The organism is Sulfuriferula nivalis (assembly GCF_009937995.1).
GTDB classification, from domain to species: Bacteria; Pseudomonadota; Gammaproteobacteria; order Burkholderiales; family Sulfuriferulaceae; genus Sulfuriferula; species Sulfuriferula nivalis.
Window position 1 is genome coordinate 1,741,094 of record NZ_AP021881.1, and the last position, 15,354, is coordinate 1,756,447.

The 15,354-nt window shown below is 48.5% G+C and carries 15 protein-coding genes; 3 read left to right on the top strand and 12 right to left on the bottom strand.

Translation table 11 applies throughout. From position 1 onward, the window contains the following. Positions 1 to 148: 148 nt before the first annotated feature. Positions 149 to 1,093: a cation diffusion facilitator family transporter gene (locus SFSGTM_RS08590; RefSeq protein WP_162084792.1), complete on the top strand. Its 945-nt coding sequence runs from the start codon at positions 149 to 151 to the stop codon at positions 1,091 to 1,093. Between the two features lie 103 nt (positions 1,094 to 1,196). On the opposite strand, the gene SFSGTM_RS08595 is transcribed toward SFSGTM_RS08590, so the two are convergent. Continuing rightward, positions 1,197 to 1,769 (bottom strand): Spy/CpxP family protein refolding chaperone, encoded by a 573-nt coding sequence (locus tag SFSGTM_RS08595; RefSeq protein ID WP_162084793.1) that lies wholly within the window; start codon positions 1,767 to 1,769, stop codon positions 1,197 to 1,199. A 379-nt stretch (positions 1,770 to 2,148) separates the two neighbouring features. Here SFSGTM_RS08595 and SFSGTM_RS08600 point away from each other — a divergent pair, with 379 nt between their 5' ends. Both SFSGTM_RS08600 and SFSGTM_RS08605 read left to right on the top strand, forming a co-directional pair. Then, positions 2,149 to 3,930, top strand: a complete 1,782-nt coding sequence (locus SFSGTM_RS08600) for a copper resistance system multicopper oxidase (RefSeq protein WP_162084794.1) — start codon at positions 2,149 to 2,151, stop codon at positions 3,928 to 3,930. A gap of 15 nt (positions 3,931 to 3,945) precedes the next feature. After that, the gene (locus tag SFSGTM_RS08605) at positions 3,946 to 4,902 is read left to right on the top strand and encodes a copper resistance protein B (RefSeq protein ID WP_232525951.1); all 957 of its coding nucleotides are present in this window, start codon (positions 3,946 to 3,948) and stop codon (positions 4,900 to 4,902) included. A gap of 24 nt (positions 4,903 to 4,926) precedes the next feature. On the opposite strand, the gene SFSGTM_RS08610 is transcribed toward SFSGTM_RS08605, so the two are convergent. The 11 genes from SFSGTM_RS08610 to SFSGTM_RS08660 all read right to left on the bottom strand — a co-directional run bounded on the left by SFSGTM_RS08610 (position 4,927) and on the right by SFSGTM_RS08660 (position 15,347). Continuing rightward, the gene (locus SFSGTM_RS08610; RefSeq protein ID WP_198420532.1) at positions 4,927 to 5,943 is read right to left on the bottom strand and encodes an adenosine deaminase; all 1,017 of its coding nucleotides are present in this window, start codon (positions 5,941 to 5,943) and stop codon (positions 4,927 to 4,929) included. 75 nt (positions 5,944 to 6,018) lie between these two features. Beyond that, on the bottom strand, positions 6,019 to 7,101 hold the full coding sequence (locus SFSGTM_RS08615; RefSeq protein WP_162084796.1) for a BMP family ABC transporter substrate-binding protein: 1,083 nt from the start codon (positions 7,099 to 7,101) through the stop codon (positions 6,019 to 6,021). A 107-nt stretch (positions 7,102 to 7,208) separates the two neighbouring features. After that, on the bottom strand, positions 7,209 to 8,063 hold the full coding sequence (locus SFSGTM_RS08620) for an outer envelope protein (protein ID WP_162084797.1): 855 nt from the start codon (positions 8,061 to 8,063) through the stop codon (positions 7,209 to 7,211). Positions 8,064 to 8,330: 267 nt separating this feature from the next. Further along, positions 8,331 to 8,744, bottom strand: coding sequence for an oxalurate catabolism protein HpxZ (hpxZ, locus tag SFSGTM_RS08625; protein ID WP_162084798.1), 414 nt, complete (start codon positions 8,742 to 8,744; stop codon positions 8,331 to 8,333). Beyond that, the gene (locus SFSGTM_RS08630; RefSeq protein WP_162084799.1) at positions 8,741 to 10,138 is read right to left on the bottom strand and encodes an AtzE family amidohydrolase; all 1,398 of its coding nucleotides are present in this window, start codon (positions 10,136 to 10,138) and stop codon (positions 8,741 to 8,743) included. Before SFSGTM_RS08630 ends, hpxZ begins: the two co-directional genes overlap by 4 nt. Continuing rightward, on the bottom strand, positions 10,135 to 10,320 hold the full coding sequence (locus SFSGTM_RS08635; RefSeq protein ID WP_162084800.1) for a DUF4089 domain-containing protein: 186 nt from the start codon (positions 10,318 to 10,320) through the stop codon (positions 10,135 to 10,137). The genes SFSGTM_RS08630 and SFSGTM_RS08635 overlap by 4 nt, the downstream gene beginning before the upstream one ends. Then, entirely contained in the window at positions 10,310 to 11,011 is a 702-nt protein-coding gene (locus tag SFSGTM_RS08640) for a cysteine hydrolase family protein (protein ID WP_162084801.1), read from the bottom strand. The genes SFSGTM_RS08635 and SFSGTM_RS08640 overlap by 11 nt, the downstream gene beginning before the upstream one ends. After that, on the bottom strand, positions 11,008 to 12,576 hold the full coding sequence (locus SFSGTM_RS08645; protein WP_162084802.1) for an ABC transporter ATP-binding protein: 1,569 nt from the start codon (positions 12,574 to 12,576) through the stop codon (positions 11,008 to 11,010). Before SFSGTM_RS08645 ends, SFSGTM_RS08640 begins: the two co-directional genes overlap by 4 nt. Beyond that, on the bottom strand, positions 12,573 to 13,259 hold the full coding sequence (biuH, locus tag SFSGTM_RS08650; protein WP_162084803.1) for a biuret amidohydrolase: 687 nt from the start codon (positions 13,257 to 13,259) through the stop codon (positions 12,573 to 12,575). Before biuH ends, SFSGTM_RS08645 begins: the two co-directional genes overlap by 4 nt. 59 nt (positions 13,260 to 13,318) lie before the next feature. Continuing rightward, positions 13,319 to 14,251, bottom strand: a complete 933-nt coding sequence (locus SFSGTM_RS08655) for an ABC transporter permease (RefSeq protein ID WP_162084804.1) — start codon at positions 14,249 to 14,251, stop codon at positions 13,319 to 13,321. A 13-nt stretch (positions 14,252 to 14,264) separates the two neighbouring features. Next, on the bottom strand, positions 14,265 to 15,347 hold the full coding sequence (locus SFSGTM_RS08660; protein ID WP_162084805.1) for an ABC transporter permease: 1,083 nt from the start codon (positions 15,345 to 15,347) through the stop codon (positions 14,265 to 14,267). Between the last annotated feature and the right edge of the window lie 7 nt (positions 15,348 to 15,354).

The window sequence follows — 15,354 nt, forward strand, 5'->3', positions numbered from 1 at the left end:
TAATCAGATGCTATAAATTGAGTCGAATATAGCTAAAAATCAACATCGAGTTGATATATCACCAACCTCCCGAATTATGGCAAATTACTGTATAGTTAGGCTGTATTAAAATCCGCCGTATAGACTTAATTCTTAAGCTCAACGACCTATGAAACACACTGAATTTTCCGATGACCCCGATGCGCCCCAATACAGCCTGGAAGAGCGCACTGTAGCCGCATCCCGTACTACTTGGGTCAGCGTAGCTGTAAATCTGTGCCTGAGCATCACTCAAATTATTGTTGGTCTGATATCGAAATCTCAGGGATTGGTAGCCGACGGTATCCATTCGCTTTCTGATCTCATAGCTGACTTTGTTGTGTTATTTGCCAGCCACCACAGCAAAAAAGATGCTGATGAGGACCACCCTTATGGACATCAACGCTTCGAGACTGCTGCCTCATTAGTATTAGGTGTGCTCTTACTGGCTGTTGGTATAGGCATGCTGTGGTCAGCTTTCCTCAAACTCCAGGATCCAGACACTGTACCTAAAGTACATATCGTCGCCTTGTGGGTAGCTGTGGGTGCACTCATCGCCAAGGAATCATTATTCCGCTATATGCTGGTAATAGCCAAGCGAGTCCGATCAAGCATGTTGGTTGCAAATGCATGGCATGCACGTTCTGATGCGGCGTCATCTTTAGTCGTTGGCATTGGTATTATTGGCAATCTGGCGGGCTATCCAATATTTGACCCCATTGCTGCACTGATAGTGGGCTTTATGGTCGCCAATATGGGATGGGGATTCGCCTGGGACGCATTGCATGATCTGGTCGATCGCGCAGTAGATGAACAGGAAGTCGCAGCTATACGTGAAACGCTAGTAACAACCCCCGGTGTTAAAGGTGTACACGACCTCCGCACCCGCAAAATGGGCGACATGATCGTTGTCGATGCGCATATTGAAGTCGATGCTACAATCAACGTCGAAGCCGGTCACGACATCGCTGTCGCCGCCCGAGCCCGCGTAATGCAACATCATCGAGTATTAGATCTGATGGCACACGTAGATCCATGGCACCGCCCAGACCTTGATCACGTAAAGCGACACTAAACTAAATACACTCAGTAACATTAGAATTGTTAGCGTGTGCAGATGTCGCTACCGAGCATACCTGTTGCTGCTTTACTAGGTTTAATCCTGCTTTATTTTTAGATCAGTAACCCATCATCCCTCTGCCAAAACCGCGGTGCATCTGACCTTGCTGCTCTTTAGTCAGTATGGCAGCCATTTTGTTTTCTGCATCAATATGAACCGCTAACGCCTGCTGTTGCATATCTGCTAATTGAACGTAGGCCTTACCGATTGCACTCAGGTCGCGCTTATTTGCTTTCATCAAACCATCTAGCTTATCCTGCGCATCCCACATCTGGCGCATGAGTGGATGCTGCTGCTTCATCATATCAACCTGAATTTTCTCCATTTGGGCTGTTTGTGCATCCGTCAGATCGAGCATGCTCATAGCCCCCATTCCGCCGCCCCAACCATTCATCATTCCCTGCCCCATACTATAACCGGAGCCCATTTTTCCTCCCATCATGCCTGCCCCAGCACCACCCATCATACCTGGACCATAACCTGGGCATGGCGCCCCGTCACCTGATACCTGACCTTGCATCATAGGCGGAGTAGATTTCGTGGGCTCTGCCGCGGAGGCAGGCACTGTAGTCCCCGCTAAATAAAAGGAAACGATGGAAGATGTTAATAAGAATTTCATGGATTTGTTCATTTGAGTCTCCTTTGCTCTTGCTGTTAAAAGAAATGAAACTTATTGCGCGTCATTGAGAACGGTCGTACCTCACTAAGTGACGTATATCTGACACACGGCCTGATTGCACCATATCTGCAAAATCACATTTCATTGTAGGCCATTAAAACGTTACCAAGTAACTAAATGTCATACGTAGCAAGATATCTACATTGTCGCTTCTACTAATTAATATTCATGGTGAACTTATCGATCTGTTGCATACTCTCGAGATATGATTGCGAATCGGCTATCTCTATACCAGTAATGCTTATCTTTGAAGCGTATTCTGTTTTCTAAATGCCTGACTCATTTCAAATATTGGGGTCGACCAAAAACGCTATTTCCCGAAGGGTGCTCTATGAAACCGTTTAAAAATCCGCCAGCAAATGTATCTCGCCGCCGCTTTGTAGAAGGACTTGCTGCAGGAGGTGCATTGATAGGCGTCGGTCTATGGCAAAACCCAGCGTGGGCTTTAACCAGCCCCACTCAAGCCACCGAACTCAGCGGAACCGATTTTGCGCTTGATCTGGTTGAATCTCCGGTCAACTTTACGGGCACTTCTCGCATGGCGACCACCGTGAATGGCCAGATTCCAGCACCACTACTGCGTTGGCGTGAGGGCGACCGAGTCACCCTGCGTGTAACTAATCGTATGTCAGTATCCAGTTCCATCCACTGGCACGGCATTATCCTGCCTACCGCTATGGATGGCGTACCAGGCCTGAGCTTTAATGGCATTGCGCCTGGAGAGACCTATGTGTACCAGTTTGATGTACGTCAATCCGGTACCTTCTGGTATCACAGTCATTCAGGTTTTCAGGAGCAGACGGGTCTGTATGGACCCATCGTCATTGAACCCCGTGAACCCGCACCCTTCACATATGACCGCGATTATGTCGTAATGCTATCGGACTGGACTGACGAAGACCCTAAGCAGGTCTTCAAGCACCTCAAACAAATGAGTGATTACTACAATTATGTCAAACCCACTGTCGGTGACTTGATCAAGGATGCCAAACAAGACGGCTGGGCTAACGCCTTGTCCACACGGGCAATGTGGGACGAAATGCGTATGAGTCCACGCGATTTATCAGATGTCAGCGGCGCAACCTACACTTTTCTCACCAATGGCATTACCCCAGCGGGAAACTGGACAGGATTATTTAAGCCAGGCGAGAAAATCCGTTTACGCTTTATCAATGGCTCGTCGATGACCTATTTCGATGTACGTATTCCTGGTTTACAAATGACCGTAGTCGCCGCTGATGGACAATATGTAAATCCAGTCAGTATTGACGAATTCCGTATTGGTGTTGCCGAGACTTATGATGTGATTGTCGAGCCGACTGAAGATCGTGCCTACACGATATTTTCGCAGGCGCTGGATCGATCTGGCTACGCACTGGCGACCTTGGCACCACGCATAGGCATGCACGCTGAGATACCCAAGCTCGACCCTGTGCCGACACTCGACATGGCAGACATGGGTATGGCGATGGGTGATATGGCCGGCATGGACATGACAGGATCTAACGACATGCAGGGTATGGATATGAAAGACATGCCGGGAATGGATATGTCAGCCACAAGCAAACCAGACACCGAAGGTGGGGATGTGCCAGTAGACCACCATGCAGCTACTGAATTCGGCCCATCCAATTCCATGCGTGCAGAGCAAGTGTCAACACGACTGGATGATCCAGGTGTCGGTTTGCGTGACAACGAGCGTCGTGTATTGACTTATGCTGATCTGCATACCATAGGAGGCGCACTGGATCCACGCAATCCAACACGTGAAATCTTATTGCATCTTACTGGCAATATGGATAAATATATGTGGTCTTTCAATGGCGTACCCTACTCTCAAGCCGAGCCGATACTGTTTCACTTTGGTGAACGTTTACGTATCGTCCTGATCAACGACACCATGATGCATCACCCGATACACCTGCACGGCATGTGGAGTGAACTCGAGTCACCCGATGGCAAATTCCAGGTGCGCAAACATACTATTACCGTGGCACCCGGGCACCGCGTCAGCTACCGGGTCACTGCCGATGCACGTGGCAACTGGGCTTATCATTGCCACATGCTATACCACATGGAAGGCGGCATGTTCCGCACTGTTGTGGTTGCCTAACTGGAGAATGCATTAATGAATAACCTCAAACCGTTAGCACTGCTATGCACGTTGTTCCCACTAAGCGGGATTGTTTTAGCGCAAGAAACGATGACTATGCCGATGTCTGGGCATGACATGGCACCCTCAGAGTCAGATGCCAGCATGAAAAACATGAACGACATGCCCGGCATGGCGGACATGCCGAGTATGGATCATAGCAGTAAGCCAAAACTGCCTGAGCAACCAAATTCGCCAGAGTTACCTGCACCAGCAGTAGGCAGTCTGCCCAGCAGCGATGGTTCAGCAGGCAAATCTTTCCACGTTGATGGAATGAACATGGACATCATGGATATGAATGACGATCCGCTCATCGCTAAATTTATGCTCGATAAGCTGGAATATGTACATGGCGATCAAGCCGACAGCTTGGTATGGGATGGCCGCTTTCGTCTCGGTTACGACATTAACAAGCTGTGGATACGCAGCGAAGGTCAGCGTGCGCATGGTAAAACACAAGACGCAGATGCGGAGCTGTTATGGGGCCACACCGTTGCGGCCTATTGGGATGTGATGTCGGGAATACGTCATGATTTTGGTACTGATCCATCACGTGATTGGGCAGCGCTGGGCATACAAGGGCTGGCACCGTATAAATTTGATGTGGAAGCCACCGCATATGTTGGTCCATCAGGTCGTACTATGGCACGCCTGAAAACATCATATGACTTGTTATTAACCCAACGGCTGATACTCACCCCAGAAGTCGATGCTAATCTATATACCAAAGAAGATTTGGAGCGTGGCATAGGCGCAGGACTGTCCGATACATCGTTAGGTTTACGCCTGCGTTATGAGATCCGCCGTGAGTTTGCACCTTACTTCGGTGTTAACTATGTACAAAAATATGGCAAAACTGCAGCCCTTGCACGAACCAATGGCGATCCAGCACATGATCTGCAATTTGTTGCGGGTGTGCACATGTGGTTCTAATTTATAGGTAACACACGTGACTTGTTAGCCATGAACACATGCGTCAATTTTCCGTTGCCATCCTTGTTTGTCTGTTTCCGACAAGAAGGATGCTTCAATAGAATTACGCGCAAGGGTCATCATGTCATCTCGTGTCAAATCCAGCGCTTGCTGCACGGCCAGCAGATTGTCCAGCGCATAACCACCAAAATAAGCAGGATCATCCGAGCTCACTGTCACACACAGACCGCGTTGCAACAGACGCTTAAGGTTATGTGATTCCATGCGATCAAATACTGCCAGTTTGATATTGGAAACAGGACACACAGTCAATGGCATGCGTTCTTGTGCCAGACGCTGACATAATTTCTCGTCTGCTTCACAGCCTACACCATGGTCAATCCGTGACACTTTCAGATCATCCAGTGCTTCCCAGATATATGAGGGTGGACCTTCTTCACCTGCGTGCGCTACGGTTAAAAACCCTTCAGCCCGCACACGCGCAAACACATTAGAAAATTTTGAAGGTGGATGGCCATTCTCGCTGGAGTCCAGACCCACAGCACAAAAATACTCACGGTAAGGCAACAAAGCTTCCAGGGTTTGCATGGCGGCTTCCTCGCTCAAATGACGCAAGAAACACGGGATAACACGATAAGTAATACCCAGCTCAGCCTCACCTTTTGCCAGAGCACGATTAATACCCTCGAACACAACGGACAGTGGAATGCCGCGTTCAAGATGACTTTGTGGATCAAAAAATATTTCGACATGAATAACGCCATCTGCATGAGCATGCTGCAGATAAGCATAAGTTAGCTGAAAGAAATCATCCGCATCAATCAATACCTGCACACCCTGGTAATAAATATCCAGAAATGACTGCAAGTTGGAAAAATTATAAGCGCTGCGTAATGCCGCTACATTGGCGTAAGGCAGCTGTATGCCGTGCTTGGCGGCCAGTGCAAACGTCATTTCGGGTTCTAGCGTACCTTCTATATGCAAATGCAATTCAGCTTTTGGCAAGGCACGTACAAAACTGACGATATCGGTGTCTGTCATAATTTTCTCTTCCATAATAAAAAACACGGACGGGATATGACTCCCGTCCGTGAATGATTTGCTGCCTGTCCGGAATTACTTAGGAATCGAACCTTCAACCCCTTGCACATAGTAATTCAATGACATCAATTCACCCATAGGCATCATAGCACCTGCGGCCACTTTCACTACACCAGCCTGATCTACGATAGGACCAGTGAAGGGAACGAGTTTACCACTGATAATCGCCTGTTTTTTCTCTTCAAACACTTTGGCTACTGGAGCTGGTACAGAAGGGCTAAGTGCAGTTAACACCACCATACCTTCTTTCATGCCCCATAAAGTTTGGGTCGGTTTCCATGTGCCAGCTAAAACCTCTTTCACTGTGTCAGTGTAGTAACGTGACCAGCTTAAAGTACTGGCAACCAGATGCGCCTTAGGACCAAATTTGGACATGTCCGAATCCCAACCAAATGCATAAACACCCTTTTCTTCGGCAGTCTGTATCACCGCTGGTGAATCAGTATTCTGGCTTAATACGTCAGCACCTTGGGCTATCATCGTTTCTGCAGCTTGACGTTCACGTGCTGGATCGTACCAGCTGCTTACCCAGATTACCTTGGTTTTTATTTTCGGGTTCACACTTTGCGCACCCAAAGTATAAGCATCGATATTACGCACGACTTCAGGCACTGGATAAGAACCTACGAAGCCCAGAATATTGCTCTTGGTCATTTTACCTGCCAGCACACCCAGCATGTAAGCACCTTCCCAGGAACGCGCCTGATAAGTGCCCATGTTTTTGGCTGTTTTATAGCCTGTCGCATGATCGAAATAGGTGTTAGGGAATGTTTGCGCCACTTTCAGTGTCGGATTCATGAAACCGAATGAAGTGGTAAAAATAATTTTGTTACCATCGGCAGCCAGCTGTCTGATTACACGCTCGGCATCTGCGCCTTCAGGTACATTTTCAACATAAGTCGACTTGACCTTGCCCGCCAGTGCTTTTTCCATGCTAAGACGACCTTGGTCATGCGCAAAAGTCCAACCTGCATCACCAACAGGACCCACATAAACGAAGCCCGCTTTTAACGGCTCGTCCGCAGCATGCGCCATTACCGCTGTCGTTGCTAAGGCCAATCCGATTGCCGCTATTTTGAAATTACGTACGTTTTTCATGTAAACAGACTCCAATATCAATAAGTTGTGATGCGGCACACGTAACATCATGCGTGCCGTACATCTTCATTGCCAAACCATTCGCTTAATTAAATGTTGCACCTGAATTAGAAATGATATTCGGCACGTATCATTGGGGTCTTAGCAAAAGCGCCACTACCCGCAGCACCTGAAGAATCGTTACCGAATTTGTTTTTCCAGTATTGATATTCCAGACCAAGTTTAAAGGTGTTCTTTGGTCCACCAGTCAACTTGCCAATATCAGCCATAATCTGACCATCAAAATCAGTTTCAGGCTTGGTTTCATGAGTGTATTCATCTAAGCCTTTGGCTGCGATGAAGTTTACAAAACCCTCAAAAGAAAAAGCGGAATCGCCGAGAGGAATGCCCCAAGCTGCGGTCAACATAGGATGTGTTTTATAGGTATAGCGATCGACGCCAGTAGGTGCATTACTTTCCCACAGAGCCAGCAAGCTAACATTCAAAAAACCAGGAACATCAAACATTAAAGTAGGACCAGCCACCAGCATGTGTTTCTTTGAACTGTAGTTGTCATTTTTGGTGTTAACATCAAAACCGACAGTTGCACCTACGTCTTTAACTACACCAAATTTCAAATCCTTGCCCGTAATTTTGCCTAAATCCAATGTATGGCGGTAAACCATGTATGCCTCTTGAGCACCTGTGGTAGAACCAGCTGCTGGATCCTTACTATCTGACATCAAGTAATCAATACTGACAAAATTCGTGCCATACTTATATCCACTCACGTGGGTAAAATTAATGATGTTTTTGGAAATATCATTTGTATTATATGGTTCTGCAAACGTTGTTCCATAACGCCAGCTAATCGAAGTATCACTCCAATCAGCCGCATACAGATTAGATGTTGCACCTGCTAACACGACCCCTAATAGAGCAACCTGTTTTAATCGGCTAGCTGCTTTTGCACTCTTTTTCATTGATGACACTCCTCTAATCAAAATAAAATTAAAACGCACTGAATAAACATCCGAATCAATGATTCATATCCAAATCACTTAAAAATTACAATTGGATACAAAGCAATTGCCATGCCAGCAATATAAAATTATTTATTATCATATAGTTGCTAATTTTGATTAAATACTATCAACACTTTGTCAGCAATGTATGCACAAAAATGTATCCAATTTATTTGTCCTTAAACTGTAATGGTGCATACATTTTTTTGTCATTAACTGAGGTAGTTAGTCGCAATGTATCGCCGCAACCGCACCATGCTGATTCAAGCTGATATGAGCAGAAACCACACGCCAACCTTCGTTAAACCTCACCCATGTCTGACTTTGACGGCCTAACATCTGATCTGAGCGAGTAAATTCAGTGGTTGTCGTTGCGAAATCTTCGCCATAAGTGATGATTTGCGTGTGCGATAAAACGCGTTTGAGCGACCCGACATTGCGCGCCTGTCGAAAAGCCCGTATCGCATCAATGCCATAAAGGTTTTCCGCAACGCCAAAACGTACAGTAAGTGTGCTCGTCCAGAACAGATGATCCAATGTTTCCAGATCGTTATCCATCAGCGCGGCTTCATACTGAGCAAAAATCACGGTAAGCTCTGTCAGCACATGGTCTAAATTAACTTGTGCGAGCTGTATCATGATGTGCTTTCAGGGATGCGTGAATAAGCCAGACCTTGCTGTTCCAGCATTCGAGCCGCACGCAGACATATATCCTCACGCCAAGGAGCGGCAATTAGCTGCACACCTATCGGCAAACCACCTTCTGGCCACATAGGTGCAACAGCAACGGGCATGCCGACAAAAGAAATTGGTTGTGTCAATAAGCCCAAATTAGGGCGTGTAGGTAACTGACGTGCACCAATAGTGATATGTTGCTGACCCAGCAACGGAGCTGTCACTGGGGTTGCAGGCGCTATCAGCAAATCATATTGCTCAAACAACGACAGCATGCGTTCGAGATATAAACGACGATAGCGTTGCGCCTGCTGATACCAGCTGGCTGGCACCAATGTACCTGCGGTCAGCCTGTCCACAGAGAGCGGCTCAAAATCATGCGGGCGGTCGCGCAAATTCTCAAAGTGCAATGCACCACCTTCCGATGCAGTGATGACGAATGCAGCGGCTCTCGCCTTATCCGTGTCCATCAGCTCCACCTCATTCACAGCTCCTAATGCTGCTGCTGCAGTTGTGGCCGCCCAGCGTGCCTCTACACCCGCATTTTCGTCAAAGTATCCGGTAAGTCGGGCCACTCGCAGCCCTTCCATACCATGTCCTAGTGTATCCAATGTGTTAGCTATGGGACGTTGTGCGCAGGCGGGATCACCAGCGTCATGGCCTTGCATGGCATCATAGGCCAGCGACAAGTCCTGCGTATTACCAGCCAGAGGACCTAAATGATCGAAACTGGCGACAAAAGGAAAACTTCCCGTACGCGGCAATCGTCCATAAGTAGGTTTAAGTCCAAAGACACCGCATAGCGATGAAGGTACGCGTATCGAACCATTGGTATCGCTACCCAACCCTATTGGCACCAGCCCGGCCGCAACCGCAGCACCCGTACCACCTGAGGAACCACCCGCACTTCGTAACCAGTCATGCGGATTGCGGGTAACACCATAGTGCGTATTTTCAGTGGTAAACCCATAAGCCAGCGCGTCCATATTCAACGTACCCAGTAACAACCCACCTGCCGCACTCATACGCTCGACCAGTACGGCATCTCGCGCTGCTACTGAATTTTGACTGAGCAGTTTTGCACCCGCCAGCGTCGTCACGCCTTCCACATCAAACAAATTTTTAACTGCATAGGGCACAGCAGCTAACGCAGGCAATGCGTCACCTTGCTGGCGCATTTTGTCCAGCGCATCGGCTTCGGCCAATGCACGTTTGCCAGTGATATCAATAAACGCATTCAGCATCTCATTTTGCGATGCAATGCGATCCAGTACGTCAGTCGCCAATTCACGGGCTGACACTTCACCTGAATTAAATGCTTCATTGCAGGCATGCGCAGTGACAGGATAGTTGCTCATAATCGGTATATGGCTGCTGATTCCAACTCAGCCGAAAGCGGTTCATCGATAAAGCTATTTGTCATTGAGGTCAGTAACGCAAACTGCTGAACGATAGATGCAAGCCGTTGCTTATCGACTTCAGTACCTTGTAAAGACAAGGCGACTTTGACGTACTCTTCCAGATAAATTTTATTGATCATCACTCGCTACTTTCGTTGCTGATAATATTGCCGACAAAGGTGCAGTCCAGCCCACTATTCCGCCCTGAGCGCGGATCATATCTATGGTGGACTGTTTAAATTCCGGGAAATAACTTTCAGTGGCGTCCTCGACCAGCAGACATTCATAGCCACGGTCATTGGCTTCACGCATCGTCGTCTGTACACAAACTTCAGTGGTGACGCCGCCGAACAGCAAATGCGTGATATTGGCTTGTTGTAGCAGACTACCCAGCTCAGTTGCGTAAAAGGCGCCTTTGCCAGGCTTGACGATGACCACCTCATTAGGTAATGGCGTCAGTTCAGCAACGAAATCACTGCCCTCCTCGCCATCTATCAGGATGCGTCCCATAGGACTTTGATCACCAATACGCACAGTAGGATTACCGCGATTGAGCTTGGATAATGGGCAATCGGACAAATCTCCTTTATGCGCTTCCTTGGTATGCACCACCAGCATGCCATGCGCTCGGCACCAATCCAGCAGTTGCCGCGCGACAGGAACGGTAGCAGCAAGTCGGTCAACATCATTACCCAGGCTTGCACCAAAACCACCAGGCAAAATAAAATCCCGTTGCATATCTATCATGATGACTGCGGTATGTTCGGGTGAAAAATTGAATACATAAGGTTCCGCAGTCACTGCGTAGTTATTCGACGTAGATTTGCTCATTGCGTCACCTCAGTTTCCACATGCCCACCTGCCATATAATGGCCAAGCTCACGTACATCTGCAGTTTCGGCAGAAGTTTCAAACACGATGAGCCCTTCACTCATCACTACGATACGATCTGCAAGCTCTAACAACTCATCCAGATCCTCACTCACCAGCAATACCGCAGTGCCAGCGTTGCGTGCAGCCATCAGACGAGCATGTGTTTCAGCAACGGCGTTAAAGTCCAGTCCAAACACGGGATTGGCGACGATAAGCAGATCTACGGGATGAGATAACTCACGCGCCAGAACCGCACGCTGCACATTACCACCTGACAGGGTCTGAATCTTGGCATCTATTCCGGGCGTTTTGACGTTAAAAGTCTCAACGTAACGCTTAGCCTGATTACGCATGGCACGCTGATTTATCCAGCCCCAGTGCGCCAGTGGCGGCTGATCAAAATTTCGTAGTGACATATTATGAACAACCGACAAACCACCCACACAGGCATTACGCAATGGTTCTTCAGGCAGGCTATAGACCTTATGCCGCGCCAATTCCTGACGTGTGCCATTAAACGGCACCCCGTTAACCATGACAGTACCGCCTAATTTCATGCGCTGACCAGTCAGCACTTCCACCAGTGCTTTCTGACCATTACCCGACACCCCCGCAATACCCAGAATTTCACCAGGGCGAACCTGCAAATCAACCCCTCTGAGCACAGGCAGTCCGTTATCTCCCTGGGCAAGCAACTGCTCTACCACCAGTCTGGCAGGCAAATCAGGTATAGCAGGTCGTTGCTCTCGTGGTGCGACATCCTGTGCAATCGGGCTGCCCACCATCATTTCTGCCATATTTTCAGTTGTCAGTTCGGGCAAAGTGCCACTACCGGCATAACATCCACGTCGCAGTACGGTTACCGCATCAGCATAGGCGGTCACTTCACGAAATTTGTGGGTAATTATCAGTACCGACAATAATTTCTGCCGAGTCATATCACCTATCAACCCAAGCACTTCATCTGCCTCATCGGGTGTTAGCACCGAAGTGGGCTCATCCAGTATCAGCAAGCGACGTTGTAGATACAGTTGTTTAATAATTTCGACTTTCTGTTTCTCACCAGCAGCCAGCGCACCTGCGGGTTTATCCAGTGCGATTTTAAAAGGCAGTGTCGCCATAAAGTCAGACAATCTGGCACGTTCCTCTTGCCAGTTAATAAACGCTGGCAGTGCGCCACGTGCTACCACCAGATTTTCTGCCACAGTCATGCTCGGCACTAAGGTGAAATGCTGATAAACCATGCCGATACCCAACTGCGAAGCATCTTTGGGGTTGGCAATACACACTTCACGGTTATCCACCAGTACAGTCCCTTGATCAGCCGTGTAAAACCCTACCAGGCATTTGACCAAGGTTGACTTCCCAGCCCCATTTTCCCCAAGCAAGGCATGGAACCCGCCTGCAGAAATATTTAAACTGACATCAGTGAGCGCTTTCACATCACCGAAATGCTTGGTCATATTTAAAATATTGAGCTCAAGTGCGCCAGTAGCTGGCACTACAGATTCCACTGGTATCATGTGAGCAAACCCTCCAGAATCTCGGTGCTGCTTGCCACAGCACCAAACACACCACCTTGCATCTTCACCATGCTGATGGCTGCCAGATGGTTAGCGTAATCTGTGGCGGCACAACCGTCTTCAACCAGCAGACACTCGAAACCCCTATCATTAGCCTCACGCATGGTGGTATGTACGCATACGTCAGTGGTAATCCCCGTCAGGATAATGTTACGGATACCACGTGTATGCAGGATTAACTCAAGATCCGTGGCATAAAATGAACCTTTGCCCGGCTTGTCGATAATCACTTCGCTGGGCATAGGCGCTAACTCAGGAATAATGTCCCAGCCAGGCTCGCCACGTACCAGCACCCTTCCACACGGACCGCTATCACCTATCCCTGCACCTATACGACGCGAGCGCCAGAGTTTGTTCTCAGGCAAATCAGACAGATCAGGACGATGACCTTCACGAGTATGAATAATCATGTATCCCTGCGTACGCATTGTATTCAGCAAATTCGTAATGGCCGGGATAGGTGCGCGCGTTAGCGTAATGTCATAACCCATTCTGTCAACATAACCACCATGCCCGCAGAAATCCGTCTGCATGTCGATTATGATCAGCGCCGTATTGTCTGGGTTGAGCTTGCCGTCAAACGGCCATTCATACGGATCTGCCTGTATATAATTTCCATTCATATCAATAACCTGCCGTTATATTTAAATTTTTTACATGAATACACATAGCCGCCCCTTTTCTAATTCCGCACCAGACTTAATTCTCCTGGCGCGCCAACCAGAGTGCGATGAGGCGAGCTGGTTGCAATTAAAATGCCCAAGGTCAGCACATAAGGTGCGGCGTTAAACAGGTAGTAACCGCTGGTAATCCCCATCGCCTGCAAAGCGGGTCCCAACGCGCCTGCTCCACCGAACAACAATGAAGCCCACAAACAACGCAACGGTTCCCAACGTGAAAATATCACCAGCGCCACGGCAATAATCCCTTGCCCTGAGGACAAACCTTCATTCCAGCTGCCAGGGTAGTAAAGTGAAAGAAAAGCACCACCAACTCCCGCCAAAAATCCGCCGATCACAGTAGCAAAAATACGTGTGGGCAAAACAGGGTAACCCAGGGCCAACGCAGCATCTGCACTATCACCCACGATACGTAGTTGCATACCCCAGCGCGTGTATCGAAACGCATAATGGAGCAATACCGCTAACGCTATCCCAATCAGGAACAAGGGATTGATTTGCAATGCGGACTGAATTTGCGGTGAATCACTCCAGAATCCGAACGGAATGGCATTCAACATCGGTGCCTGCGGTTGCACCAGCGGCTTACCGAGGAAAAATGCCAGTCCAGTACCGAGCAGCATGATACTGATACCAATGGCAATATCATTCACCCGTCGCAGGCTACATAACAAACCATGCAGCAAACCAAGCAAGCTGCCCACCAAACCCGCCGCCAACACACCTAGCCATGCCGAACCGCTCAGTAGCGACACGCCATAACCAGCCATCGCACCCATGATCAACACACCTTCCAGTCCCAGGTTAATGCGTCCGGATTTTTCCGTGATGCACTCCCCCAGACTCACCAACAAGTAAGGCGTACTGACGCGTATTGCACCTGCAAATATCGCCAGCGGCACACCCCACCATCCTAATCCATCAGCTACGTTCATAATTTTTACCTGCTCAAGGTTTAGTAGGGATCACCGCACTGATCGGTGACACGGGTTTGAAAATACGGAGCCGCCCATTTAAGGTTTCGCTTGCAATAATCACTACAAAGATAATGCCCTGCAGCACCATTACGCTGGCGTCCGGCATATCCAGGCGGCGTTGCAACATGCCGCCCGCAGCGTTAATACCCCCTATCAGAATAGCCACAGGAATGACTGCAAACGGATTTTGCCGCGCAATAAATGCAACTAATATCCCCGCATAACCATAACCTGCCACCACCGAAGCATTAGCCGAACCTTGCACAGCAGCAACCTCAATCGCACCCGCCAGACCAGCAGCCAGGCCACCAGCAAACGCCGCCCCGACTATCCAGTAGCCTACCTTCAAACCCGCCATTTGCGCAGCACGAGGATTGCCACCCACAGTACGCAAAGCAAAGCCTATGGTGGTAAATTTCAATATCACCCAGGTTATCAGCGCGCAGATAACGCCAAACAGTAATCCGTAATGCACATCCATACCGGGCAGATTACCTATCATATTGGCGTCGCCTATGGGTGCGGTTGAGGGTTTGTTCAAACTGGCAGGATCCTTAAGCGGACCTTCAACAAAGAAATTAAGCAAGGCAATACCGATATAGGAAAGTAGCAGGCTGCTTATGGTTTCGTTCACGCCGCGATAATGACGTAGCCAGCCAGACAGGCCTATCCACACTCCCCCGCACAGCGCGCCAACTGCCAACATTCCAGTTTGCACCAAATGTGGCGATGCGCCGTTTAGTGAGGCTCCAGCCACTGCTGCCGCCAGCGCGCCTAGTGCCAATGCACCTTCGCCACCAATAATCACCATACCAGCCTGAGCTGGAATAGCCACAGCCAATCCAGTCAAAATTAAGGGTGCTGCGCGCAATAAACTATTCTGTAATGAAAATGCTGAACCAAAACCACCTTGATACAACAAAGAGTAAACCTCTACAGGAGACTGACCGACTGCCATTACAAAACCAGCAAACAGCAACATCGCAACCAGCAGCGCCATAACAGGAATTGCGATAGATTCAGCCACTGGCAGAAAACGTTGCATTAATTTCATAGCAAAT